This is a genomic window from Rothia nasimurium, from assembly GCF_928391935.1.
In the GTDB taxonomy this organism is placed as follows: domain Bacteria; phylum Actinomycetota; class Actinomycetes; order Actinomycetales; family Micrococcaceae; genus Rothia; species Rothia nasimurium_D.
Genome location: NZ_CAKMTD010000013.1, coordinates 1 through 23,772, shown reverse-complemented (window position 1 = coordinate 23,772; position 23,772 = coordinate 1). Strand labels below are relative to the sequence as shown.

Sequence of the window (23,772 nt, the reverse complement as noted above, 5' to 3'; positions counted from 1 at the left end):
CGGCGGTGGATGACTCGGTGGAAGCCGGCGTTGAATGCTTTTGCTATTGTTTTTGGTGATCGGTTGCCGCAGGTGGCTGGTCGCTAGATTTGTTGTGGGTTTACACCGTTAATCTGACAGTCCCGTTCAGGGTGACAGGAAAGGTTCAGACGGTGGTTGATTGCGCCCGGTATCTTCCGCGGGAGGAGGCGGTTGTTATTGCTGATAGTGCTTTGAACCAGGGGCTGGTCGGTCTTGAGGAGCTGTCCCATGAACTTTCTTCTGTTGCGGGGTGGGGCTCGGGTAAGTGTCGCAGGGTGCGGGCGCTGATGAGTCCCTTGTCTGAGAGCCCGGGGGAGAGTCTGCTTCGCCTGGTTTTGGTTGAAGCGGGGTTGCCGGCTCCGGTGGAGCAGTTTGAGGTAGATCTGCTGGGGCAGAGATTCAGGCTTGATTTGGCCTACCCTGATTCGATGATCGCTCTTGAGTTTGATGGGGAGATTAAGTACGAGAATTTTGGCCCTAGGAGCGAAGTTGAGTGGTCTGAGCGCCGTCGGGAATCTTTGTTGCAAAATGCAGGGTGGGTGGTGCGTCGGTATCGGTGGGTTGATGTGATGACTCGGCGGTCTGAGATTGTGGCAGAAATCCGTTACCTGTTAGAGCGTTAGAAAGGACCATTTAAATCGGAAAAACCCACCTGGCTGGTGGGTTTTTCCGATTTAGATGGTACCTACTTCTGGGGCAGGACGCGGTCTGCTGCCTTTGCCCGAGCGGCTGGGGAAGAGAGGGTCAGTTGGCGCTCAAACAAGGACGAGGCCGCCAACGCGAAGAGACCCGAGCCCAGCAGGTGCATCTCAACCAACCAGATCGGCAGCCCATTGAAATACTGGGTGTAACCCACCACGGCCTGGTAGGCCAAAACAGCTAGAACCAGCCCCAAGGACCTACCGAAGATCGGGGCCCAGTTGTTCTTCTTCCACAGTAGGAAAAAGGCAAGCACCGAGGCGCAGTAAATCCAGACCAGGGAACCGTGAACACGAGTAACCCACACCGGGTTAAAGGCGTGACGGTGGGTTTCGGGGTCACCGGCGTGCGGGCCGGTTCCCGTCACCACCGTTCCGGCAAACATGAGGCCCACCACCAGCAGGACCCCAACCCAACCCAGAACCCGCATGAGATGGGCGGACGCTGGGGCGCCGGCGTCCGTGCCCTGAGCTGGGGAGGCTGGGACGGCGTCCGTCCGCCCGGTCAGAACCGCCTGCTGGCCTTCAGAAGCAACCAGGCCCTCGCGGGCGGCGGTGCCTTCAAAGTAGCGGTAGACGCGGTTGAGGTAGATACCGGCCAGCATGATCATGAGGGCTGAGAGCATGTAGTGGGCGGTAATCATCCAGGGATTGAGCCTCTGCCACACTGAGATACCTCCGACAACAGCCTGCACCGGAATGCCCCAGAGTAGGAGCAGGACAAGGTTGAAGAGGTCAGCGTAGCGGGACTCATGGGCCCGGGCCCCCACCAGGAGCTTCTTGATAAAGAACCTGGAAGTGACGCGCTCGGGGAAGACCAGCCGGAGGACAGCCAGGAAGGCCACGATGGTGACGATTACCAGGGCGAAGGTCAGCATGCGGTTGCCGAATTCAACAATGCCGTGGAAGCCCATTTCGGGGGTGGTGGTCCAGGAGTCAGCGGTGCACCGGGGCCAGTTGTCGCAGCCTAGGCCTGAGCCGGTGAGGCGCACGATTCCGCCTGAGATGACGAGGAAGATGTTGGCGATGGCCAGGGCCCAGGCGGTCTTTTTGATCCAGCTGGTGTAGGTGGGCGGGACGAGTTTTTCACCGAGGCTGCTGGCCTGGGTGGGGCGTGGGGTCGGCATGCTGCTTTCTTTCACGGTTGGGGGCAGGTGGTGGTTAGGCGGACCATTTGAAGAGTTTGACGGCTAGGCCGCCGAAGACGAGGGCGCTGAGGATCAGGATGAGGTGGGGGATGAGCAGGAGTTCGTGCTGGGTGAAGTCTCCGCGCAGGGCGTTGCCGAGTGCTGCGGAGGGGAGGAAGTCGATGAGGCCGCCGAGCCAGGTGGGGTAGCGGTCGGTGGGCAGGAGGATTCCGCCTGCGGAGGCTAGGGCGACCCAGGCCATGTTGACGATGGCGAGGGTGGCTTCGGCCCGGACGGTGCCTGCAATGAGCAGGCCGAGGGAGGTGAAGCAGGCGGCGCCGAGGAGCAGGGTGGGTAGGGAGAGCAGGACGCCGGGGATGGTGGCTGTCCAGCCGAGGAGTTGCCCGACTGCCCCGACCAGGAAGTATTGGAGGGCTAGGACGGCCAGGACGGCGATGACCTTGCCTGCCACCAGGCCCCCCTTGCCGAGGGGGGTGGTGGAGATGAAGCGGAGGACCCCGTAGCGGCGGTCGAAGCCGGTGGCTATGCCTTGGCCGGTGAGGGCGGTGGAGAGGACGCAGAGGGCCAGCACTCCGGGCATGGCGATGTCGATTCGGCTGATTCCGTATTTTTCGGCCCAGGGGTCGAGGAAGCTGGTGTAGTTGAGGGCGACGATGGCCATGAGGGGGAAGGCGAGGGTCATCATGAGTTGCTCGCCGTTTTTGAGCATGGTGAGGGTTTCGTACTTGCCTTGGGCGAGGACGCGGCGGCTGAGGCTGGCGGCCCGGTGGGGGAGGGCGTGGCGGGGGTGCTGGTTCATCGGATGTGTTTCCCTGAGTGTTCGAGGAAGATGTCTTCGAGGGAGCGGTTGGCGAGGCTGAGTTCGCCGGGCATGAGGTTGTGGGTTGCCCAGTAGGCGGTGAGGTCGGCGAGGTGCTGGGGGGTGAGGGGGCCGGTGAGTTGGTAGTGGCATTCGGGCCCTTCAGTCAGGTGCAGGAGGGAGTTGCCCGTGGGCCAAATAGTGTCGATGGTGATGCCGGACGGTGAGGTGAAGGTGAGGGTGCGGTCGCCGTCCTTCCCTGCCTTGAGGATGTGGTCCATGGTTCCGGCAAGAACGACGGTGCCTTCTTCGATCATGTAGACGTAGTCAGCTATGCGTTGGGCGTCGTCGAGGAGGTGGGTGGTGAGGACGACGGCGACTCCGGCGTCGCGTTGTTCTTGGATGATGTCGAAGACGACGGAGCGGGATTGGGGGTCGAGCCCGGCGGTGGGTTCGTCGAGGAAGAGGATTTCGGGGCGGCCGATGATGGCGGCTGCGAGGGCGACGCGCTGTTTTTGGCCGCCGGAGAGTCTGCGGATGGTGGTGCCGTTGAAGGTATCTATGCCGAGCCGGTTGGCTAGTTCCTCGACGTTGAGGGGGTCGGCGTACATGGAGGCGATGTGTTTGAGCAGGGGGATGGGGCGGGCGGACGGGGGGAGGCCGCCGTCTTGGAGCATGATACCGACGCGGGCGCGGAGTTCGGGGTCGGCTCCCCAGGCTTGGTGGCCGAGGAGGGTGACGGATCCGGCGTCGGGTTTGAGGAGTCCTTGGGCGCAGGCGAGGGTGGTGGTTTTTCCGGCCCCGTTGGCTCCGAGGAGGACGGTGACGCGGCCACGGTCGATTTCGAGGCAGAGGTGGTTGACGGCCCGTTTGAGGCCCTGGGGGGTGAGGGCGTCGGGGTGTTTGCGGGCGTAGTCTTTGGTGGGTTTGAAATCTTTGACGAGGTTGTCAATGATTAGCGCCGCGGGGTCGGTGGGGGTGGCGGCGTTGGGCTGGGGGGCCGGTGGGGTGGCATTGGGGTGGGTAGTCACCCGTCTATTCTAGTCCGTTTCGTGTGCGCTCTGGGCGTAGGTGGTGGGTGGATTGAGGGTTTCTTGGTGGTGTGGACGGGTGGGCGGGCTGGGTAGGGTGCCTAGTGGTAGGGGGTATGGGGCTCGGGTTATTGTTCAGCCAATCGTGTTATTATGAGTAACTCGCAATAAGAGTCGGTGTTGGGGTGCGGGAAATAGGTTGCCCTTACTAGCCTCGCAGGCCCTAATTACGACATACTTTACTTGTGTATTCGGCAGAGAAAGGCAGCACTGTGTCCACTAGACCCGCGCGCCCTGCGGAAACAGAGGAACGCACCCGAGACCGGGTGCTCCAAGGAGTTCTAACTCATGGCCCTGTTTCTGCGGCCAAACTGGGTGAGCTCCTGAGTCTTACCCCTGCGGCAGTCCGCCGCCACCTTGACGTCCTGGAAAAAAATAAGCTCATTGAGGTTGCTACCCACCGTCAGCACGGGGCCGGGGCAGGACGTCCTGCCCGCCGTTACGTCATTGCCCCCCAGGGGCATACTGAATTGGGTAATGACTATCTCGATATCGCCCGTGACGCCCTGACCATGCTCCAGCAGGCCGTCGGTGAGCAGGCCCTGCGCCAGTTCGCCAGCGCCCGTGCCCACGAGATGGCAGAACGCTACCGCCCCGTGGTTGAAGCAGCCGGGGACGACGTGGCCGCCCGGGCTGAGGCTCTTGCTGAGGCTATGACCCGCGACGGCTTTGTGGCTTCGGCCCAGGAGATGGCGCCGACGGTCGGGGGGCGGGTTCGCCTGCCTGACCACCTGCTCGCCTCCATTCAGCTCTGCCAGGGCCACTGCCCGGTCCGAGATTTGGCTGCAGATTTCTCCGTCTTCTGCGACCAGGAAACCGAGATCATCTCTGACTTGCTCGGCGTCGATGTGCGAAGGCTCTCGACCATGGCAGGTGGTGCCCACGTCTGCACCACCCACATCCCCCTGGGCCGGTCTGCCGCCCCGCCCTCTGCCCCCGAGGACGACGAAACCACCCCCTAAGTTTTATCTGCCCCCGGCTGCCGCCCGGCACCGGGAGCAGACGATACAGAATTCACTGCACGGCACCAGCCACCGCTGTGAACCCCAACCCACCAAGAAAGGCCGTAATGACTGAACAGGTTGAGCGCACCGCCAACAACACCGTCATTTCAGAGATTCTGGAGGCAAACCCCGAACTCGAAGGTATCGGTACCTACGAGTACGGTTGGGCTGACTCCGATGAAGCAGGCCAGGCTGCAAAGCGTGGTCTTGACGAAGATGTCGTGCGCGACATTTCAGCCAAGAAGAACGAACCCGAATGGATGCTGGACCTTCGCCTGAAGGCCCTCAAGTTCTTCGACCGCAAGCCCATGCCCGCCTGGGGCGCTGACCTCTCGGACATCGACTTCGACAACATCAAGTACTTCGTTCGCTCCACCGAGCGCCAGGCCGAAACCTGGGAAGAACTGCCCGAAGACATCCGTAACACCTACGAGAAACTCGGTATCCCCGAAGCTGAACGTAACCGCCTGGTCGCCGGTGTTGCCGCCCAGTACGAGTCTGAGGTTGTCTACCACCAGATCCGTGAGGACCTCGAAGCCCAGGGCGTTATCTTCCTGGACACCGACACCGCCCTCAAGGAACACCCCGAGTTCTTCGAAGAGTACTTCGGCTCCGTCATTCCTGCCGGTGACAACAAGTTCGCAGCCCTGAACACCGCTGTGTGGTCAGGTGGCTCCTTCGTGTACGTTCCCCCGGGAGTTCACGTCGAGATCCCCCTGCAGGCCTACTTCCGTATTAACACCGAGAACATGGGCCAGTTCGAGCGCACCCTGATCATTGCGGACGAGGGCTCCTACGTCCACTACATCGAGGGCTGCACCGCCCCCATCTACAAGACCGACTCCCTGCACTCAGCGGTCGTTGAGATCATCGTGAAGAAGAACGCCCGCGTTCGCTACACCACCATTCAGAACTGGTCCAACAACGTCTACAACCTGGTGACCAAGCGTGCAATCGCCCACGAGGGCGCCACCATGGAATGGATCGACGGCAACATCGGTTCAAAGGTCACCCAGAAGTACCCGGCTGTTTACATGGTGGGCGAGCACGCCAAGGGCGAGACTCTCTCCATCGCTTTCGCCGGTGAGGGCCAGCACCAGGACACCGGTTCCAAGATGGTCCACATCGCCCCCAACACCTCATCCACCATCGTGTCCAAGTCTGTGGCCCGTAACGGTGGCCGGGCCGCCTACCGCGGCCTGGTGCAGGTGCGCGAGGGTGCCTCCCACGCCAAGAGCTCGGTAGTGTGTGATGCCCTGCTGGTCGACACCATCTCCCGCTCAGACACCTACCCCTACGTCGATATCCGCGAGGACGACGTCACCATGGGCCACGAGGCAACCGTCTCCCGCGTCTCAGAAGAGCAGCTCTTCTACCTCCAGCAGCGCGGCCTGCCCGAGGACGAAGCAATGGCCATGATCGTTCGTGGCTTCGTGGAGCCGATCGCCCGCGAGCTGCCCATGGAATACGCTCTTGAACTCAACCGCCTGATCGAACTCCAGATGGAAGGATCCGTAGGCTAAATTATGGCTAACGCAGAAAACCAGGGTCACAACAACCCCGCGATTCCCGGTATGGACCAGGAAGGTGAGAAGCTCGCGTCCGAGCTGGCCACCGACGACACCATCCGCGTCTCCAAGCACAACACCGACAAGGTCGATATCGACGCCTCCCGCGCCGAGCGCAAGACCTCCTACAAGGTCGAAGACTTCGCCGCCCTGACCGGCCGTGAAGAAGACTGGCGTTTCACCCCGCTCAAGCGCCTGGGCGGCCTGCACACCGACGTCCTCACCGGGGCTGCCCCCGCAGTTGAGGTCAAGGCACCCGCCGGTGTTGAGGTTGAAACCATCTCCCGTGACGACGCCCGCATCGGTACCGCCGGTATCCCCGAGGACCGCGTTGCCGCCAACGCCTGGAGCAACTTCACCGAGGCTACCGCCATCACCGTAGCGGCTGAGGCTGAGCTGGAATCCACCATTGAGGTCACCGTCAACGGCACCCACAAGGACGCCGCCGCCCAGCACCTCTTCGTCGAAACCAAGCCCTTCTCCAAGGCCGTCCTCGTGCTGCGCCACACCGGTTCCGCTGTTCTCTCCCAGAACGTCGAATTCAAGGTGGGCGACTCCTCAGACCTGACCGTCATCACCGTCCAGCAGTGGGAGGACGACGCGATCCACGCCTCAGCCCAGTACGCCTCCCTGGGCCGCGACGCCAAGTTCAAGCACGTCAACATCTCCCTCGGTGGCGACCTGGTGCGCGTCACCCCCTCCACCAAGTTCACCGCCCCCGGCGCTGAAACCGAGATGTACGGCCTCTACTTCGTCGACGCCGGCCAGCACATTGAGAACCGCCTCTTTGTGGCCCACACCGTGCCCAACTGCAAGTCCCGCGTCACCTACAAGGGTGCCCTGCAGGGCAAGGCAGCCCACTCCGTCTGGGTGGGCGACGTCCTGATCGGGAAGGAAGCCGAAGGTACCGACACCTACGAGCTCAACCGCAACCTGATCCTCGAAGACGGCCCCCGCGCTGACTCCGTGCCCAACCTCGAAATCGAAACCGGTCTGATTGAGGGTGCAGGTCACGCCTCCACCACCGGCCAGCTCGACGAGCAGCACCTCTGGTACCTGCAGGCCCGCGGTATTCCCGAGGCTGAAGCCCGCCGCCTGGTCGTCCGCGGCTTCCTCAACGAGATCATTCAGCAGATCCGCATTCCCGAGCTGGAAGACCAGCTCACCGAAGCCCTCGAAGCTGAACTCGCGATTTCCAACAACTAAAGCTTTACCTTTTACAGGAGAAACAAACTATGGCAACCCTTGAAATCAAGGACCTCCACGTCTCCGTTATTCTGGACGACGAAAACACCAAGCCCATCCTCAAGGGCGTCAACCTCACCATCAACTCCGGTGAAATCCACGCCATCATGGGCCCCAACGGCTCCGGCAAGTCCACCCTGGCCTCCACCATCGCCGGCCACCCCAAGTACCAGATTGACTCCGGTGAGATCCTGCTCGACGGCGAAGACGTCACCGAGATGTCCGTTGACGAGCGTGCCCGCGCCGGTCTCTTCCTGGCTATGCAGTACCCCGTCGAAATCCCCGGCGTCACCATGAGTAACTTCCTGCGCTCAGCCAAGACTGCTGTTGACGGCGAAGCTCCCGCCCTGCGCACCTGGACCAAGGACGTTAAGGCAGCTATGGAGAACCTCTCCATCGACCCCGCCTTCATCTCCCGTAACGTCAACGAGGGCTTCTCCGGTGGTGAGAAGAAGCGCCACGAGATCCTGCAGCTGGAACTGCTCAAGCCCAAGTTCGGTATTCTCGACGAAACCGACTCCGGCCTGGACGTCGACGCGCTCAAGGTCGTTTCCGAAGGTGTTAACCGCGCCCACCAGGCCAATGACATGGGCGTCATGCTGATTACCCACTACACCCGCATCCTGCGCTACATCAAGCCCCAGTTCGTTCACGTCTTCGTGGACGGCAAGATGGTAGATCAGGGCGGCCCCGAGCTCGCAGACCGCCTGGAAGAAGAAGGCTACGAGCGCTACCTGGCAGCCAAGTAAGGCTACCTGTCTCTACCGAGAGGACGGTAACACCATGGCAGAAGCACCCGCTGGTGCCCCCAGCCAAGAAGTCATCGAGGAAGCCCTCATGAACGTCATTGACCCCGAACTGGGCGTCAACATCGTGGATTTGGGTTTGCTCTACGGCATGCGCTGGAACGACGAGGGCGCCCTCGTCTTGGACATGACCCTCACCACCGCCGCCTGCCCCCTGCAGGACGTCATTGAGGAACAGGTTCAGCAGAACCTGGAAACCATGATTGATGAGTGGCACGTCAACTGGGTTTGGATGCCCCCGTGGGGCCCCGAGCGCATTACTGAAGACGGCCGCGATCAGATGCGGGCCCTGGGCTTCAACATCTAACATCAGCTGTTAGGTCAGGACGCCGCCTGCCCCCTCACCTGCCTTGAGGCAGGAGGTGGGGCGGGCGGCGTCCTTGTCATAAATAAGCCGGTTCAGCCGGTTGGAGGTGGTCATAGCCACAGGTTCAAGGGGCAGGGTTTATCCTTTAATAATGGCCTACTTGTTTTAGACTAGTAAGGATCACTCGATACTGGAGCTAGGTGCCTCTTCCTGCTCCATTCGCACACATTTGAGGAATATATGAATAACCAGAACCCTTCGGCTGGGGAGCCGAAGCAGTCAACCGCGCGTCACTTCTGGGCGGCGGTCGGCTCGCAGTTTAAGCAGCCTTTCTCCTGGCGCAAGCCCAACACCGTCACCAAGGTCGGCGTCGGTGCCCTGGCCCTTGCCACCGCTGTTGCCGTCCTGCCCGGGGCTACCGCAACCGATGAGTATGTGCCCGATGGCCTCACCAGCCAGACCGCTGCGGCGTCCTGCTACGAGATCAAGCTCAATGACCCCGAATCCAAGTCAGGCACCTACTGGCTCTGGACCCCCGAGATGGACGCTCCTGCCCAGTTCTACTGTGACCAGGAAACCCACGAGGGCGGCTGGGTACTCATCGGCCGAGGCCGTGAGGGCTGGACCGAAGACTACGCAGGTAAGGGCAACCCGGCAGAACTAGCCCAGAACCCCGATGGTACCGATGCCTTCACCCCGGTTCAGCTCCCTGCCAAGACCGTTGACGCCCTCATGGGCCACCTCAACCTGCAGACCATGCAGGAGGGCACCCTGGTGCGTCGTGCAGGAAACAACGCAGGCAGCGCCATGCAAAACGTCTACCTGCGGCCCTCCAAGGTTCAGGACTGGTCCTGGGCCCTCTCCGCCACCCTCAAGTACGACTTCGTGGCCTACGATAACCCCTCCAACGGCTCCATGGGCGCTGACGCCAACCAGAACGGGGTCGACGGCCGAATCAACAGCCTGGATAACCGCTTCAACAACATCAACTTTGTTGGCACCAAGAACCAGGCCTGGAAGATTGGCTTCTCCTACGGCTCAGGGGTTACCGGCAGCAACTCACCGACCAGCTACCTCTGGTCTGCTACCAACGGTGGCAGCAACGCTCTGCCCTTCTCCCAGGTTTTGATTAAGCCCCGCCTGACCCAGGCTGACTTCAAGCTGGAGGACATCGCCGATGGTGGCCTGCCCGGCTCCACCCAGCGAGCCCTCCCCGCCAGCTTCTCCTCCCGCGTCACCTGGCGCACCGCAGCCCAGACTGCAACCGGCAAAACCGGCGAACTGAACACCTTCGTTCAGGCCATCACCCAGGTCGGTAACACCGTCTTCACCGGTGGTGACTTCGCCTGGGTTGAAAATGCCCAGACCGGTGAAAAGGTAGAGCAGAAGTTCCTGGCTGGGTACGACGTCAACACCGGTGAGCTCGTCCGCTCCTTCCGCCCCACCTTCAACGGCCAGATCAAGGCCCTGGCTGAACTGCCCGGTGGCCTGCTGGGCGTCGGCGGCGAATTCTCCCAGGTCAACGGACAGCCCGCCAACGGCTTCGTCGTGCTCAACCCCGTCACCGGCGAGGTCGACACCTCCCTGGGCTGGGATGTCGTCAACCGCAATGCCGGGGGCGTGCCCGTCGTCAAGTCCATTGCTGTGGACGGTAACTACGTCTACATCGGTGGCTCCTTTACCCACGTCAAGGGCAAGACCTCAGCCACCTACGCCTACTCCAAGAACGCTGCCCGCTTCCTGATCTCCAACAAGTCAGTGGACTGGAAGTGGCGCCCCATCACCAACGGCACCGTCAACGGGATCTCCCCGTCTGACAACGGCGTTGCACTCGGCGGCTACTTCACCACAGTCACCGACAACAAGCGCTCCTGGAAACTGGCCTACCTCAACACCACCGACGGTAAGGTAGCCCAGGACTGGACCTGGAAGCTCTCCTACCGTGAATGGGCCCCGCAACAAAGTGACGGCTTCCAGTTCGATGTTCAGACCACCAACTCCTCCGTCTGGGCAGGTGGCGCTGAGCACATGGTCGCCCAGTACGACAAGAACAACGTCAGCCGACGACTGACCTCCACCCTGACTCATGGTGGCGGTGACTACCAGGATCTGCACCTGAATAACGGGGTCCTCTACGCTGCCTGCCACTGTGGCGACTGGGCCTACAATGGCGCCCAGAACTACGTCGGCTCCTGGAACGACTCCACCTTCACCGACGTCCAGGCCGTCCGCCTGCTCATGGCCTACGATGCAGAAACCGGCCAGTTCCTCAAGGACTTCACCCCTAACCTGCGCGGTGCCCGTGGCCACGGCGTCTGGGCCTCCTTCGTCGACTCAACCGGCACCCTCTGGGCCGGTGGCGATATCACCTCCTCCCTGGGCTACAACGGGGTGCAGAAGACCGTAGGCTTTGCCCGCTTCGCCCCGCGTGACGTCACCGCCCCGGCAACCGCTTCAAACCTGGCCGTCACCACCGACGGTAAGACCGATACCCTCACCTGGACCGGCGTGTCCGAACGCGGCGTCACCTACCAGATCCTGCGGAACAACCGCGTCATCGCCTCCACCGCCAGCACCACCCTCTCCCTGCCCGCCACCGATGACGCCCGCTACTTCGTGCGCGTTGCTGACACCAACGGCAACTACTCAGCAACCACCCCGGTTGCCACTGCCCCCAAGGTCAGCGAACCTGCCCCTGAAGAACCGGTAGAAGAGGCCCCTGTTGAAGAGGCCCCGGTGGAGGCTCCCGTTGAGGAAGCTCCTGTCGAGCAGCCCCAGCCGGAAACCCCGGTAGAGGCCCCTGCTGAAGAGGTAGCCCAGCCTGAAGCTCCTGCTGAAGGTGAACCTGCTGACCAGGCTAACGAACCTGTTGCTCCTGTCGAAGACCAACCTGCTGACCCTGCCCCGGCGGAAGAAGCCCCGGTTGAGATTGTTGACCAGGAAGAAGCAGCTGAGGAAGCTGCAGTACCAGTCGAGCAGAAGATCGCTGATAACCCGGCAAACGGTGTAGCCTTCATGAACCCTGCCCCGATTGCCCCGATTGCACAGCCGGCACCCGGTGCCCAGCAGGTTATCTTCTCTGGGGACGCCTGGAACATTGCTTTCGGGCTTGACCCCTGGAAGGGCCTGGATCGCACCTGGCGTCAGACCGACTACAAGTACAACACTGCCACCTGGTATAAGACCTACTCTTCTGTAGGTTGGGGTCAGCCTGAGCTGCAGACCTCCTACCAGTTCAATGCCCGCAACCAGCCCAAGTCTATGATGCTGCGCAAGGAACTGGACCTGTCCCTGGCTCCTGCCCAGAACCTCGTCCTGACCACCTATGTGGATGACGGCATGATGCTCTGGGTCAATGGCAAGCAGTACACCCGTCAGAACCTCCTGCTGGGGGCCACCCCCGCCTACACAGCAACCCGCGCTGTAGATTTCGGCGTTGCCCGCAAGACCCCTCTGGTTATTTCGATTCCCGCGCATGAACTGCGTCAGGGTAAGAACTCCATTGCGGTCATGGTGAACTCCAACTACGCAGGAGCCCCCACCAGCTTCGATATGATTGGCGAGGTACGATAGCGCAGGTTTAAAACCGAGCTAGCCCCTGAAAACTCCCTGTTCCTAGACGTATAGCGTTGAGGCGCGGGGAGTTTTTTCTGCGCGAAAAAGCTGGGCAGGTGCCCGGGGTGGACGCCTGCCGGGAGTAAAGTAGGCAGGGTAAACCCCTAAGAAACATAGAGGAGTCATGATGGAACAGCTCACCGTCGATGTACTGGTGATTGGTTTTGGCAAGGCCGGAAAGACCATTGCGATGAAGCGGGCTGCTGCCGGCGACAGGGTAGCGCTGGTGGAGCAGAACCCGGCCATGTACGGCGGCACCTGCATCAACATTGGTTGCGTACCGACCAAGTTCTTACTGGAACAGGCCCACGCCCACCGGGAATTCACCCGGGCCCGCGACGCCCGCAATACTTTCATCGACCGCTTGAACGCCGCTAACCAGAAGATGGTGGAAGGCAAGGGCGTACTGCTTCTAGATGGCGCTGCCCGGTTCCTTGATTCTTCTACTGTTCAGGTGGGTGAGCAGGTGCAGGTGAGCGCTTCAACCATCATTATTAACACCGGGGCTAGCTCGGGTGTTGAGGTGGGCGGACGCGTGCACGACTCCACCAGCATTCAGCAGCTTGAGAGCACCCCGGCTTCTCTCGCCGTAGTTGGCGGTGGGCCGATTGGTCTAGAGTTCGCTACCATGTTCTCTGGCTTTGGTAGCAGGGTCACCATCTACAAGGGGGAAGGGGACTTCCTACCTGCCCTCGACCGGCACATTGCCCAGGCGGTGCGCAAGCACCTGGAGAACCAGGGTATTAACATCGTTGACCAGCGTATTGCAGTTGAACAGGCTAGCGAGCAGCTTGACGATGAGGCTATTCTGGTTGCGATTGGCCGCCGCCCTGTAGTTTCCGGGCTCAATCTTGAGGCTGCCGGGGTCGAGTACACCGAGAAGGGAATCGAGGTCGATGACCACTGCCGCACCAGCGTTGAAGGTATCTACGCGGTCGGGGACGTAACCGGCGCACCCCAGTTCACTTACGCGTCCTATGATGACCACCGTATTGTGCTCTCAGACCGCTGGGGCGATGGTTCCCGAACCCGCACCGGTCGTCTGCTGCCCACGACCACCTTTATTGACCCGCCGCTCTCAACTGTAGGGCTCACCGCTGAGGCTGCTGGTGCTCACTACGAAATTGAGGTGCGTGAGTCAAAAATCGCTGACCTGGCGATTGTGCCCCGCCCCAAGATTATGGGCCGACCTGAGGGCATCGCCCAGTTCGTGCTCGATCAAGAAACCAACCAGATTCTGGGTGCCACTCTCTGGTGCATTGACTCCCAGGAGCTCATCAACACGGTAGCCCTAGCTATGACCCAGAAGATCCCGGCCGCTGCGGTCGGTGAGGGCATCTACACCCACCCCTCGACCTCTGAGGTGTTCAACGCGCTGCTGGCTTAGGCGAGCGAGCGTGCACCAAATCGCTGAGCGTGCGCCCGATAGGTGCACGCTCAGCGATATGACGCACGCTCGGTTCAGGCGCAGCGGAGCCTACCGCCGCCACAGCCGCCCCCACCCGCGCGAGCGGGCTTCGGCGTCCTGAACCTGCCGGGTCAGCAAAGCAACCCGCTCAGCCTCTATCTCTAACCTCAGCTCAGCCTTCTCCCGCTCAGCCCGCTCCCGCTGCGCTTCGAGCAGGGCAAGGGCATGCTCGTTTTTGGTGACCACATTGAGCGGGCTGCGCTCGCGGTAGCCGGCTAGCAGGGGCTCGCCCAGATAGGCGTCAGTGCGCTCGATGTTCAGCGTGATGGCCTTAGGGGTTGCTTCTAAAACGCAGTCGGCGGGCAGAATAGAGCGAAATTCAATCATCTCTTCTTTCTGGGTCTTGTTGAAGGTGCCGGTTGCCTCCCAGGCAGAGCGCAGGACGGACGCCACCCCGGGGCTGTGCGCGTTAAAGGCCAGGGCGTCCTTGGCATGGGCCTGGTGGATGGTGTCGGTGATGATGCCGCGGGCGATTTCGTCGCGGTAGCTATAAGGGGTGAACAATTTGGCGGGAAAGGCCGTTTCTAGCCCAAAGCAGGCCAGGGTTTCTTGCAGAATCTCGGCGGTCAGCCAGACCCAATTGCTCACGAACCGCTGAACCTCACCCGGGCTCAGCTGGTCCAGGCGGCGGTTGAGGGTGTACACCACATGGCGGTAGAGGCTGTCATTGACCGAGCCAGCCAGGGTCGTAAAGTTATAGACCTGCTGGTCAGTGGGCTTGTAGTCGCTGGTAATAGAGATGTACCAGACGCGTTTTTTGATGGCTTCTTGCAGCACAGCCCCGTCGGCGTTTGAGGTCAAAATGATGGTTCCCTGCGGGCCCTCAAACCCGTTGGAGCGCAGGTTGGCCCAGTGCTTGATTTTGCCCTGCACCGTTGCCCCGTTCAGGAACTGGGTGCCCACTTCGTCGATGATGAGGGGTGAGACTTCGCCCGATTCCATGTAGCTGTTCATATAGTTGATGGACCCGGTTTTAGAGCCGTAGGTGGTTTTGAGCAGTTCTTCAGCCAGTAGGGGAGAGTAGTCACCGATGAAGGGCTTGAGGTAGTCGTCAACCATGGTGGTTTTCCCCGAGGAACCAGACCCCAAGATAGCCAGGAGAACGGGGATTTTGTCGGGATTTTCGCCGGTTTCCATAACCAGGTGGCGGATGCGCCAGAGTACCGGGGCCGTCATGGCAAAGAGGAAGGCACTCAGGGCCTGGTGGGATTCATCGCGCATCTTGTTGTCCCGGTAGGAGAGGATGATGTCGACGAAGGTGGCGGCGTCGCGGGCGGTGACGTCTGCGTCCGTCAGCGGGGTGAGGTCTTGCCCCTCGTGGTTGATGAGGAGGGTGCCGTCGTCGCTGGCAACCCAGCGCGGCTGGGCCCCGGTGAGAGGCTGGGCCTCGCTGTCCCTGGCCTGCCGTTGCTTGAGGTGAATTGTTTGCAGGGCCTTGGCGGCGGTTTCTGGGGCCCTAGGAGTGCCGGTGGCGGTGTAGGTTGCCTTGAGGGTGTGGAGGACGACGGGGTCGCCCAGCTGGTAGGTTGTGGTCACGCCCTCGGGGGTGGCGCCCGGGGATTTTTCCTGCCGTAGGAGCTGGCCGATGGTTTCCCGGTGTTCGGCTGGTAGGCGCTTGGCGTCCTGGATCAGGCGGGTGTCGATGATTTGGGTGCGGTGCCCGGCGCTGGGGGCCTGCCGGAACTTGCGGACGGTGGCGCGGTCAAGGTAGTCGGTGGATTCCACCTCGAAGTTTTGGGTGAAGAGCCCGGTGTATTCGCTTAGGTAGGCGGCGTCGGTGGGGTTGTCGAAGCGGCCCCGGTAGAGGGTGTTGTGCTCGTGGTTCTGGGTCATGGCCGCCCGGGTAAGGTTCATGGACCCGGTGAGAATCGCAAACTCGTCGGCTGAGGTGAGGATGAAGTATTTGGAGTGAAAAAGCTTATCAGCGTTGTATTTGAGGTGGACGCGGCCGTTTTCGAGGGCATCGAGCAGGGGCTCGCCGGCGGTTTCTAGTTCGCGGACGCGCCGGGTTGGGTCAAAAATCTGCCTTAGCAGGCCGCTGGTCGTGGCTTCTTCAAGGCCCAGAATCAGCTTGACCTGCTCAAACCTCTGGCTGAGCTGGCTGATCGTATCGAAGGAAGAGACGAAACTGACCCCGTGGAACTCCGTGTAACCTGCCGTGAGCTCCCAGAAGTCCGGCCCGTAGAGCATAGTGCGGGCGTTGAGGTCGAAGACGGTGAGCATGAGACTGCCTTTCAGCTTGTAGGGAAGGGTAGGTGTGGTTCCCCACTAGCCTGGCAGGCTAATTTGAACAGGAAATAAATGGCGGCAAGATGGCGAGAAGATGACTGGTAAATGAATAATGAAAACTTTTAGTCGCTGGTTTTCCGAACTTGGTTGATATCGCAAGCTGGAAGAGTCCGTTTTCTAATTTTTATAGACTTCTCGCCGGTGACCGATTGTTAGAACCAAGATGATGAGTCGTCCTTCTTCGACAGCGTAGATTACCCTGTAGTTGCCAACTCTAAGCCTGAGTTCGCCGTCTCCTCCAACAATTTTCTTGGTCCCTGGCGGGTATGGGTTTGAGGCAAGCTCTTGGATTTTCTTGGCAATGCGGGTCTGATCGTTTTTATTGATTTTGCGCAGTTCTTTTGCTGCAGAAGGTTTGAAGGTAACTGAGTAGTTAGCTGTCATGAAAGCTTAATGCCGATCTCTTCCATGAGCTGATCAAAAGGGATTTCGTCTTCTTCTTGGCGGGCTTGACGGGCTTTTGCAGCATCAAGTTTGTCTTCGAGTGCTTCGAGTGCTTGATCGAAAAAGACGGGGGAGACAAGGACGGCTCGGCGGCGGCCTCTGCTTTCGATGGCAATGGGCTCTCGCTGTACTTCATCAAAGTAGTGGCCGAGGTTCTGGCGAAATTCTGCTGTTCCAGTGGTTGTTGTCATGTACTAAATGTACATTATGTACAGGGTGAGGGCTATGGCTGAGCAAGAATTTTTACCGCCAGCAGTCCTCAACGAACCAGAGGTGCCCGGCCATACCGGCTAGGGTCATGCTGTTGGGGAGCAGGAGAGTTGCAAGGACACTCTCACCCAGACAGGTGCCGTCCGCGCTCCGGAGATTACGCAAGAATATCCCCTGTTGAAAACGGATATAGCCAAACACCAGCTCTTTTTCGGAGCTGGTTAGGGGCGGGTCAGTGAAAGGGGTTTTCATAGTCTCAGTTTACCGGCGGTACAACGAGCGTGCGCCATATCGCTGAGCGTGCGCATGGTCGATGCACGCTCAGCGAAATGACGCACGTTCGGTTAGGGACGAGGCGGTTGTTAGTCCCAGCTGGGGTTGGCCAGGTCTACTCCGGCACGTTCAGCCTCGGCCTCGATAGCGTTGGCCAGCCACTGGGCTAGGCCGGGCTGCTGGGACTCGTAGTAGCTGGTGAACCGCTCATCCGTAACGTAACCGCGTGAGATCAGGTAGTGCTTGGCAGGGGTGACGGGAAAGAAGGTGCTGAGTACCTGGCGGTGGGTGCGGACGAGCTTGCCCGCCTCGGCGCTGTCCGTCGGCAGGTTGCAGCGCACGGCGTCCGCTAGTTTGCTGTCGATGTCTGCGAAGCGTTCCTTGCTGGCGGCCCAGTCGGCCTGGCTCCAGTTTGCGGTGCGCTGCTGGCTGATGGCCCAGTCGTCTGTGCCGGTGTAGCGTTCCTCAGCTTCTGCCTGGTAATTGGCGAAGTTGGCATCGCCAAGGATTTCACCAATTTCGGTGGGGGTGAGTTTCTTGTTCGTCATTTCGTTCTCCATGAGGGTGTCGATAGCAGCTACCATAGCGGAAAGCTGCTGTTGCTGGTCAATGAGGGCCTGACGTTGCCTGCGGAGGTGTTCCAGGCTGGTTGAGCTACTGGCCAGGGCTTCTTTAATGTCGGTGAGTTTCATGCCGGTTGCCCGGTAGATAAGGATCCGTTGCAGGGTCGCAATATCGTCGGGAGTGTACAGCCGATAATTCGACCAGGTACGCTCAGCAGGGGCAATGAGCCCGAGGGATTCCCAATGGTGCAGGGTGCGTACCGTGACACCGAGAGCCTGCGCTACTTCCCCTACCGTGAAGAGGGTTTCTTGATCCTTCATGATTCAATTGTGGGGTCTAACGTGGCGTGAGGGTCAAGCTCGAACTAAGTTAGATATTGACCGTAGCAAAATTCCTGATATTGGTGGCGGAGACGTTGAGTTCCAGATTGCATAGCAGTTACCCTGAGCGTGTTGCCCTCGCCCGTAAGAGGCGGGGCATACCCGTGTGTCTTTGGCACAGGTGCTAGGGGTAACTGACCGTACTACTCAAAAATATGAAAAAGAGGGTGCGCCAGATTCTGCAGTCAGTCAGTTAGCTCAAGTTCTTGGATACCCGGTTGAGTATTTTTCACGCCAGCCGCAGGTTGCGGTTGAGGTTGACGGTGTAAATTTTAGGGCTGGCCGTGCTGCTACTCGCAGTGCGCGTGATTCTGCCGTTGCAGCAGGCGTTACCGGTATTGAGGTCATGCAGTGGGTGGAGGATAAGTTCACCCTACCGTCTATTGTCGTGCCCTCATTCGAGGGAATAGCCCCAAGGGTAGCTGCTCAGTTGATTCGTGAAGAGTGGGGGCTAGGTACTAAGCCCCTACCGAATTTGGTGCAGTTGTGCGAGTCGAGGGGTATAGGTGTGATGGTGCTTCCAGACGCTGCCATGCAGGTTGATGCTTTCTCGCTCTGGCATGAGGGTAAGCCTTTTATTTTTATTGCTCGGCAGAAGACTCCCGAGCGTGCTAGGTTCGATATTGCTCATGAGCTGGGCCATCTTGTGCTGCACCGGTTTGCTCCTGTTGATGAATCTTCGGCTGTGCAGGAGCGCGAGGCGGATGAGTTCGCGTCTGCCCTGTTAATGCCTGAGTCGCTGTTGGCTGAGTATCTTCCTCAGAATCCTTCGGTGGACGATCTTGTAGAGGCTAAGTACATTTTTCAGGTATCTGCTTTTGCCTTGGCAACTACTTTGCATAAGGTTGGGCGGATGACTGATTGGATTTACCGCAAGGTGTGTATTGAGCTGACGCGCCGGGGGTATAGGGACGGGGAGCCCGAGGGCATGGGAGCCTTTGAGCAGTCCAGGCTTTTCCCGCAGGTGTTCGCAGCTGATAAGGGCGGTGCTGTGACGGCTGAGCGTATTGCTACTGATCTTGCGGTGCCGGTTGATGATGTGCTGACTTTGACGTTTAGTACTCGGTTGCGCCTTGTGCAGGGGGAGGGCAAGAGCGAAAAGCATGGTGAGAGCGGACGCCCGGCCTTGCGGGTGGTTCGTTAAGTTGCACCTCGATTTGTTGAAAGTTACGGTGTATGTGCGATTTCGGCTGTTGTCTTGCCAGGGTTGCTGACGGATCTATTTCTGCCGCAGGTCCGTTTCTGGCAGGGTGGGCACTAGCTCGAAGAAACGCTCGGTCATGGCGAGCAGTTTGCCTGTTTTAACGAAGCCAGCGATGGTGCCTTCACTGAACCGCTCACCCCTGCCAGCCATGTAAAAGTAGAGGGTGAGGTCAGCCAGGTCGCATTCCTCAATGGGGGCGGGGTCCTGGTGGTTCTTCAGCCAATTACTGTAAGGCTCGGAGCCAACACCCATGACGTCAGACAGGAAGGTCATGGCGTCAGAGATTCCGTTCCACAGCCACGGGGGAACTTCCGAATATCCCAGGCGGGCGGGGGAGTCCTCAGCGGGGTTTGTTTCTACACCATCTTTTAGGTTGCGGTGCATGAGGGTAATACCGTCGAAAAGCTGTTCAGCAGTTTTTTTGTCTCTAATTCCCATGTACCTATTAAGCCAGATAAGGTGTGAGCAGGCCAGGTCTCATCAGGTACGAATCTGATTTCTGCCACACTACATCAGATCTGAGTCGAAATAGTCTTCATCAACTTGGAAGAGTATTAAATGCTGGGCGGGCTGCACACCAACCTTATATTCCAGCATGAGCTTGGTCAGGCGGATACCGTCAATGAGGACGATAGTCTTATAGATTTCTGCTTCCCTTTTAGCTTCCTCGGAGAAACGGGAGGTCGTGATGAATACGCCTCGGTCAGCGCCACGAGAGGAGAGTGACCCGAAGAACTGCTGAATAGCAGGACGGCCAACCGAGTTCCCATCGGCATACCTTTTAGCCTGAATGTAAACCTTGTTTAGGCCCAGAGCGTCTTGGCGTATGACTCCATCTATTCCGCCGTCTCCTGATCTACCAACGTGTTCTCGTTCGCCATGAGGGCCACCGTAACCCATAGCCCAGAGAAGGTCGACCACTGCCTTTTCGAAAAAGGCCGGTGTTGCTTCTTGTAGCTTGCTCCGCAGCTCAGTCTCAATTGAAGCATTGTATCTGCGGGTGAGCTCCAAAGATTGTTCGAACGGGTCAGAGTCGGACTCTAGGTCAGGCTCAGCGACGGCAGGCGAGGAAACCTCTGAGTTTTTACGCTCTGCAATTTCTTGCTGATATTCCTGCCACTGGGGCCACTCCAACAAATCTTTTTCACTGTAAGATTTCAGGTCCCTAGCGTTGACCTTCAAACCGTTTTCAGTGATTCGATACATGGCTCGTTCTGGTCGTGATACTAGTGAGGCTTTGACTAGGGCTGAACATGCCCAGTTGATTCGATTGCGGAATCTGGGTTGGCCGCTGGGTAGCAACTCTTGTCGAGCGTTCGGGCTGAGTCTGAGATAGTCGGCTGTAGTTTGGCAAAGCTCAGCAAAACTCATGGTTTTCCCGTCGGAGAGTACGCGCAATACGGCTGGACGGAACTCGTCGGTCGTGGGAACTTCATCAACCAACAGAAAACACCTACCTTACTCGGCTAGCACTACAGGGCACGTATGGGTGTACCTTACGAGGATAAGTCTAGTTTTGATTTGCCCCCGCTGGCTGGAGGGGTAGCAAAAAGTATGGACTATGAAGCAGTCAAAGTGAGCTCAACGAGAGTGGCACTGGGTTTGGTAGGAGTTCCTGACCATCCTCTTGTTTTCAGAACTATGTCTGAATAGTCTATTGCTATGTCTGCACATACCTACGCTCGAACCTTCAATTCCTCAGAGCTGAGCCGCAACCCCAAACCAGTTTTTGAAGCGGTTGAGTCTCAGCCTGTTCTTGTGACCCGTCGTGATGGTGAAAACCTGGTGCTAATGACTGAGCACGAGGCAGACGAGCGTCGCGACATGTTTGCAATTGCAGCTCAGATTATTGCTGCAACAACACTTGAGGGTGGTTCACTGGCTGAACGTATGGCCACTGTTTTCCCCTGGATGTTAGCGCTCGATACTGGGGACCGTGAGCTTTGCGCCCGTGAACTGATCGACACCGCCAGAGCTGCTTTTGCTACCAACCAGCCAAAGACTTTACTGGTAGGGGTAACGAGCTGGTTTGAGTCCGCAACTGCTCTAGCTGCTGGGCTAGATGAAGTGGAACCTGAATGGTTGGCTGAGCCTGTGAACTTAGAGGTTCCTTGAAAAACTTATTGCGCTATTCGTCATTAGCGGAAGTAAGGGCCTGTCTAATATTGCTATGATAATCGAAGATATATTCGAGAGGTGGTGCAAGATGGCAGGTCATCAGAATCTTACTCCAGGAACAAAGTTCCACAGCCGGTGCGAGGAATGCATAGAGACCACGCCGGCGATCAGGTATCACTTGGATGAGGAACGGCAACTGGAGGCAATCGACAGGCATATTACGTGCTCTTCTTTTTCTAAGAATAGTCCTTTAGTTGTAAATTTCAGCGTTGGATTAATGGCCTACCATTCACCTTTAAAAGGTGTGGTTGATGTGATTAGAGCATGCTCAGCTCACGAGAACTTCCACTACCATGTTGGTGATTATCTGAGGCCTAAAAAGAAGCTACCTGCTCGGGGCATTCGAGTATTAAATAGTGCTGAGGATAGCCACGAAGCGTATGATGAAGCTTGTAGCTACGTTATTGGTGAAGCGTTTGAAAGGTGGCGAGAATGGCATCCGAGAAAATAATCATGAAGAGGGCCCAGCTGGCGGCGTCATTCAGCCGGGCCGCCAGAACAACCGTCGAAGGCAAGGCATTCGTTGAGGCGGTCATGGAAAACTCTCCTGAACAAGCGGAACTAACGGTGGTTCCTGCCGCTGCTGAAGAGTCCGCAGCTCTAACTTTTCACCGGATCGAACGGCTAAACGTTCCTGTTGTCGTGTTGGTAACCGATAACGGGAATGAAATTGTTGCGCGTAACCTGGTGTGGAACAGCCCAGAAGTTAAGACTAGCTCCTACACCGATATCTCTACAGAGGTGACCACCTTGGACTGGATGAAGTCTATGGATGAAACTCCAGGTCAGAACTTCGCTGTCACTGGTTCTGAGTTTGCAACGAGAATCAATTCAGTAGCCACTTTGACTGTGGCTTGAAACCACTTATCCGCTTTACCCAAGAAAGACTACTGTACTGTGCCTAACGCTTCTGTAGATTTTGTTGCCGTTGATTTTGAGACTGCGAATGCGAGCCGGGCTTCGGCTTGTGCAGTTGGTTTGACGGTGGTGAGGGGCGGCCAAGTTGTTGAGACTGTATCGTGGTAGTGAAGCCTCATGAGTCTGTTGCTGATTTTCACCCCTTAAACGTGAGTATCCACGGTATTACTCCTGCAATGGTTGAGGCTGATGGTGTGAGTTGGGCTGAAACTCGCCAGAAAATGCAGGAAGTTATCGGCGATCTGCCTGTGATTGCTCATAACTCGGGTTTTGACCGGTCTGTGTGGAATCATGCCAATAAGGTTGCTGGTATTGATGAGTTAGCTCCTGATTTTTATTGCACATTGAGCTTGTCTCGTAGGTTGAGTAAGACTGGCCTGATTGCGGGGCTAGATCAGTACCGTCTTGACGTTCTGGCTGAGTTCTTTGGGCTAGAGCAGCTTCATCATCATGAGGCTGGCGAAGATTCCTTGATGGCTGCATTGGTTGCTTTACGTTTGGTTGAGCTTGTGGGTGCGTCTTCGGTTGAGGACGCTTGGGGTGGGCCAACTAGTTCAGGCATGATTCGCGCTGACCGCGTTCCGGTGCCTCGTAAGGTGCGACGAAATAATGTTCCGTCTGTTGTTCCGGTGGCCCCTGCGCCGGAGGGCATCGCGGGGGAGACTTTTACCTTGACGGGTGGGCTTGACGCTATGACTCGTGAGGAGTGTTGGGCTGCAATTGAGGCTGCTGGTGGCCTTATTGCAAAGTCAGTGACGAAGAAAACCACCGTTTTAGTAATAGGTGCCGGGGCTGTGGAAAGCATGCCGCCTCTGCTGGGTGAGAACCGTAAGGAACTTAAGGCTATTTCTTTGATTGAAGCCGGCCAGCGGATTGCGGTGATTGGAGAACCAGATTTGCTGGCGTTGTTAAACGAAAATTAGCTTGGTGGGGTATCAGCTGTAAGGCACCCCTTGCTTTATATGGATTGCTCCATAAGAATGAAGAGTATGAAGCAACGCAACCTCAACCAGGGGTGAAGAATTTCATTTTGTTGTGCTATCGCACCTGGTTTTTCCTATTTATTGGAACTCTTTTAAAATATTGTTATTGCTTATTGTGGTAATTTCAATAATTTCGATTCCTAAACAATCTCTATTCCAGGTGGGCAATTTTCTTGAATTTCAGAACTCAAGATTCTTCTAACTTTTCTCGAAAATTTTAACAGTGGGAAGAGGTCTTGTAGCCACTCTTTCTTTTCATCCAGAACTCGCTGGGCATTCTCTGGATTTACGATTTATCCGAATAGCCTAGAAAGAAGGTATGTAACTTCCCTTTTCTGGTAATTATCCAAGAGTTCTCACAACAAGAAGTTTTACTTTCTAAATCAAAGAGGTGGATCTCTTGTGCTACCTAGTTGTGCTGAATTGAAAGTATGGGACTGTCAGGAAAACGGTGTAAACCCTCCCAACCCCAACAGGAGAAAATAACACCATGACAACAGAACACCAACTCGCCCAAAACCTCATCACCCAAGCCAAAGAACAAGGCCTAGACCTCAGC

General features: G+C 58.1%; 23 protein-coding genes. 13 read left to right on the top strand and 10 right to left on the bottom strand.

The features are described from left to right. Positions 1–308 precede the first annotated feature (308 nt). The gene (locus L7A15_RS10290; RefSeq protein WP_237212488.1) at positions 309–644 is read left to right on the top strand and encodes a hypothetical protein; all 336 of its coding nucleotides are present in this window, start codon (positions 309–311) and stop codon (positions 642–644) included. A 62-nt stretch (positions 645–706) separates the two neighbouring features. On the opposite strand, the gene L7A15_RS10285 is transcribed toward L7A15_RS10290, so the two are convergent. Genes L7A15_RS10285 through L7A15_RS10275 form a run of 3 tightly spaced genes read right to left on the bottom strand, consistent with a single transcriptional unit; the run spans position 707 to position 3,697 of the window. Continuing rightward, positions 707–1,846, bottom strand: a complete 1,140-nt coding sequence (locus L7A15_RS10285; RefSeq protein ID WP_237208756.1) for a COX15/CtaA family protein — start codon at positions 1,844–1,846, stop codon at positions 707–709. A 34-nt stretch (positions 1,847–1,880) separates the two neighbouring features. Beyond that, the gene (locus L7A15_RS10280) at positions 1,881–2,666 is read right to left on the bottom strand and encodes an ABC transporter permease (RefSeq protein ID WP_237208755.1); all 786 of its coding nucleotides are present in this window, start codon (positions 2,664–2,666) and stop codon (positions 1,881–1,883) included. Continuing rightward, on the bottom strand, positions 2,663–3,697 hold the full coding sequence (locus tag L7A15_RS10275; RefSeq protein ID WP_237208754.1) for an ABC transporter ATP-binding protein: 1,035 nt from the start codon (positions 3,695–3,697) through the stop codon (positions 2,663–2,665). The genes L7A15_RS10280 and L7A15_RS10275 overlap by 4 nt, the downstream gene beginning before the upstream one ends. A gap of 245 nt (positions 3,698–3,942) precedes the next feature. Between L7A15_RS10275 and L7A15_RS10270 the strand changes: the two genes are divergently transcribed. The 7 genes from L7A15_RS10270 (at position 3,943) to L7A15_RS10240 (ending at position 13,689) form a co-directional block, all read left to right on the top strand. After that, positions 3,943–4,719 (top strand): helix-turn-helix transcriptional regulator, encoded by a 777-nt coding sequence (locus L7A15_RS10270; RefSeq protein WP_237212485.1) that lies wholly within the window; start codon positions 3,943–3,945, stop codon positions 4,717–4,719. A gap of 107 nt (positions 4,720–4,826) precedes the next feature. Next, the gene (gene sufB / locus L7A15_RS10265; protein ID WP_237189540.1) at positions 4,827–6,284 is read left to right on the top strand and encodes a Fe-S cluster assembly protein SufB; all 1,458 of its coding nucleotides are present in this window, start codon (positions 4,827–4,829) and stop codon (positions 6,282–6,284) included. Positions 6,285–6,287: 3 nt separating this feature from the next. Next, on the top strand, positions 6,288–7,535 hold the full coding sequence (gene sufD, locus L7A15_RS10260) for a Fe-S cluster assembly protein SufD (protein WP_237208810.1): 1,248 nt from the start codon (positions 6,288–6,290) through the stop codon (positions 7,533–7,535). 29 nt (positions 7,536–7,564) lie between these two features. Further along, complete coding sequence (gene sufC, locus L7A15_RS10255; protein WP_185172967.1) at positions 7,565–8,323, top strand: Fe-S cluster assembly ATPase SufC; 759 nt, start codon at positions 7,565–7,567, stop codon at positions 8,321–8,323. A gap of 34 nt (positions 8,324–8,357) precedes the next feature. Continuing rightward, positions 8,358–8,687 (top strand): metal-sulfur cluster assembly factor, encoded by a 330-nt coding sequence (locus L7A15_RS10250; RefSeq protein ID WP_237189542.1) that lies wholly within the window; start codon positions 8,358–8,360, stop codon positions 8,685–8,687. Between the two features lie 240 nt (positions 8,688–8,927). Continuing rightward, positions 8,928–12,260, top strand: coding sequence for a fibrinogen-like YCDxxxxGGGW domain-containing protein (locus tag L7A15_RS10245; protein ID WP_237212484.1), 3,333 nt, complete (start codon positions 8,928–8,930; stop codon positions 12,258–12,260). 166 nt (positions 12,261–12,426) lie between these two features. Next, positions 12,427–13,689, top strand: a complete 1,263-nt coding sequence (locus L7A15_RS10240; RefSeq protein ID WP_237189544.1) for an FAD-dependent oxidoreductase — start codon at positions 12,427–12,429, stop codon at positions 13,687–13,689. A gap of 90 nt (positions 13,690–13,779) precedes the next feature. Here L7A15_RS10240 and L7A15_RS10235 read toward each other — a convergent pair whose 3' ends face one another. The 5 genes from L7A15_RS10235 to L7A15_RS10215 form a co-directional block, all read right to left on the bottom strand. Further along, positions 13,780–15,993 carry a phospholipase D family protein gene (locus L7A15_RS10235; protein WP_237189545.1) on the bottom strand — a complete coding sequence of 738 codons (2,214 nt, stop codon included), beginning with the start codon at positions 15,991–15,993 and terminating at the stop codon, positions 13,780–13,782. A gap of 183 nt (positions 15,994–16,176) precedes the next feature. Next, positions 16,177–16,443, bottom strand: a complete 267-nt coding sequence (locus L7A15_RS10230; protein ID WP_237189546.1) for a type II toxin-antitoxin system RelE family toxin — start codon at positions 16,441–16,443, stop codon at positions 16,177–16,179. Then, entirely contained in the window at positions 16,440–16,694 is a 255-nt protein-coding gene (locus L7A15_RS10225) for a type II toxin-antitoxin system Phd/YefM family antitoxin (protein ID WP_237189547.1), read from the bottom strand. The genes L7A15_RS10230 and L7A15_RS10225 overlap by 4 nt, the downstream gene beginning before the upstream one ends. Positions 16,695–16,746: 52 nt before the next feature. Further along, a complete protein-coding gene (locus L7A15_RS10220; RefSeq protein WP_237212482.1) occupies positions 16,747–16,965 on the bottom strand; it encodes a hypothetical protein in 219 nt (72 codons plus the stop codon). A gap of 110 nt (positions 16,966–17,075) precedes the next feature. After that, positions 17,076–17,870, bottom strand: coding sequence for a MerR family transcriptional regulator (locus L7A15_RS10215; protein WP_237189548.1), 795 nt, complete (start codon positions 17,868–17,870; stop codon positions 17,076–17,078). A 406-nt stretch (positions 17,871–18,276) separates the two neighbouring features. Between L7A15_RS10215 and L7A15_RS10210 the strand changes: the two genes are divergently transcribed. After that, the gene (locus L7A15_RS10210; RefSeq protein ID WP_272878658.1) at positions 18,277–19,074 is read left to right on the top strand and encodes an ImmA/IrrE family metallo-endopeptidase; all 798 of its coding nucleotides are present in this window, start codon (positions 18,277–18,279) and stop codon (positions 19,072–19,074) included. A gap of 75 nt (positions 19,075–19,149) precedes the next feature. Here the strand turns inward: L7A15_RS10210 and L7A15_RS10205 are convergent, their stop codons facing one another. Together L7A15_RS10205 and L7A15_RS10200 are read right to left on the bottom strand one after the other, a co-directional pair. Then, a complete protein-coding gene (locus tag L7A15_RS10205) occupies positions 19,150–19,572 on the bottom strand; it encodes a DUF6508 domain-containing protein (RefSeq protein WP_237189550.1) in 423 nt (140 codons plus the stop codon). A gap of 69 nt (positions 19,573–19,641) precedes the next feature. Beyond that, positions 19,642–20,577, bottom strand: a complete 936-nt coding sequence (locus L7A15_RS10200; RefSeq protein WP_237189551.1) for a restriction endonuclease — start codon at positions 20,575–20,577, stop codon at positions 19,642–19,644. Positions 20,578–20,796: 219 nt separating this feature from the next. On the opposite strand from L7A15_RS10200, the gene L7A15_RS10190 reads away from it, so the two are divergent. The 4 genes from L7A15_RS10190 (at position 20,797) to L7A15_RS10175 (ending at position 23,153) form a co-directional block, all read left to right on the top strand. Further along, complete coding sequence (locus L7A15_RS10190) at positions 20,797–21,249, top strand: prevent-host-death protein (RefSeq protein ID WP_237189552.1); 453 nt, start codon at positions 20,797–20,799, stop codon at positions 21,247–21,249. Between the two features lie 55 nt (positions 21,250–21,304). Beyond that, positions 21,305–21,763: a hypothetical protein gene (locus tag L7A15_RS10185; RefSeq protein ID WP_237189553.1), complete on the top strand. Its 459-nt coding sequence runs from the start codon at positions 21,305–21,307 to the stop codon at positions 21,761–21,763. Further along, complete coding sequence (locus L7A15_RS10180) at positions 21,745–22,170, top strand: hypothetical protein (RefSeq protein ID WP_237189554.1); 426 nt, start codon at positions 21,745–21,747, stop codon at positions 22,168–22,170. The genes L7A15_RS10185 and L7A15_RS10180 overlap by 19 nt, the downstream gene beginning before the upstream one ends. 161 nt (positions 22,171–22,331) lie before the next feature. Next, entirely contained in the window at positions 22,332–23,153 is an 822-nt protein-coding gene (locus L7A15_RS10175) for an exonuclease domain-containing protein (protein ID WP_237189555.1), read from the top strand. Positions 23,154–23,772 lie beyond the last annotated feature (619 nt).

Excerpts from the sequence above, each read along its gene's own strand:
- L7A15_RS10235 (WP_237189545.1), bottom strand. The coding sequence starts at position 15,993 with ATGCTCACCGTCTTCGACCTCAACGCCCGCACTATGCTCTACGGGCCG.
- L7A15_RS10190 (WP_237189552.1), top strand. The coding sequence starts at position 20,797 with ATGTCTGCACATACCTACGCTCGAACCTTCAATTCCTCAGAGCTGAGC.
- L7A15_RS10280 (WP_237208755.1), bottom strand. The coding sequence starts at position 2,666 with ATGAACCAGCACCCCCGCCACGCCCTCCCCCACCGGGCCGCCAGCCTC.
- L7A15_RS10250 (WP_237189542.1), top strand. The coding sequence starts at position 8,358 with ATGGCAGAAGCACCCGCTGGTGCCCCCAGCCAAGAAGTCATCGAGGAA.
- L7A15_RS10220 (WP_237212482.1), bottom strand. The coding sequence starts at position 16,965 with ATGAAAACCCCTTTCACTGACCCGCCCCTAACCAGCTCCGAAAAAGAG.
- L7A15_RS10290 (WP_237212488.1), top strand. The coding sequence starts at position 309 with ATGAGTCCCTTGTCTGAGAGCCCGGGGGAGAGTCTGCTTCGCCTGGTT.
- sufD (WP_237208810.1), top strand. The coding sequence starts at position 6,288 with ATGGCTAACGCAGAAAACCAGGGTCACAACAACCCCGCGATTCCCGGT.
- L7A15_RS10240 (WP_237189544.1), top strand. The coding sequence starts at position 12,427 with ATGATGGAACAGCTCACCGTCGATGTACTGGTGATTGGTTTTGGCAAG.
- L7A15_RS10245 (WP_237212484.1), top strand. The coding sequence starts at position 8,928 with ATGAATAACCAGAACCCTTCGGCTGGGGAGCCGAAGCAGTCAACCGCG.
- L7A15_RS10185 (WP_237189553.1), top strand. The coding sequence starts at position 21,305 with ATGATAATCGAAGATATATTCGAGAGGTGGTGCAAGATGGCAGGTCAT.
- L7A15_RS10215 (WP_237189548.1), bottom strand. The coding sequence starts at position 17,870 with ATGAAGGATCAAGAAACCCTCTTCACGGTAGGGGAAGTAGCGCAGGCT.
- sufC (WP_185172967.1), top strand. The coding sequence starts at position 7,565 with ATGGCAACCCTTGAAATCAAGGACCTCCACGTCTCCGTTATTCTGGAC.
- L7A15_RS10230 (WP_237189546.1), bottom strand. The coding sequence starts at position 16,443 with ATGACAGCTAACTACTCAGTTACCTTCAAACCTTCTGCAGCAAAAGAA.
- sufB (WP_237189540.1), top strand. The coding sequence starts at position 4,827 with ATGACTGAACAGGTTGAGCGCACCGCCAACAACACCGTCATTTCAGAG.
- L7A15_RS10205 (WP_237189550.1), bottom strand. The coding sequence starts at position 19,572 with ATGGGAATTAGAGACAAAAAAACTGCTGAACAGCTTTTCGACGGTATT.
- L7A15_RS10180 (WP_237189554.1), top strand. The coding sequence starts at position 21,745 with ATGGCATCCGAGAAAATAATCATGAAGAGGGCCCAGCTGGCGGCGTCA.
- L7A15_RS10285 (WP_237208756.1), bottom strand. The coding sequence starts at position 1,846 with ATGCCGACCCCACGCCCCACCCAGGCCAGCAGCCTCGGTGAAAAACTC.
- L7A15_RS10210 (WP_272878658.1), top strand. The coding sequence starts at position 18,277 with ATGCAGTGGGTGGAGGATAAGTTCACCCTACCGTCTATTGTCGTGCCC.
- L7A15_RS10225 (WP_237189547.1), bottom strand. The coding sequence starts at position 16,694 with ATGACAACAACCACTGGAACAGCAGAATTTCGCCAGAACCTCGGCCAC.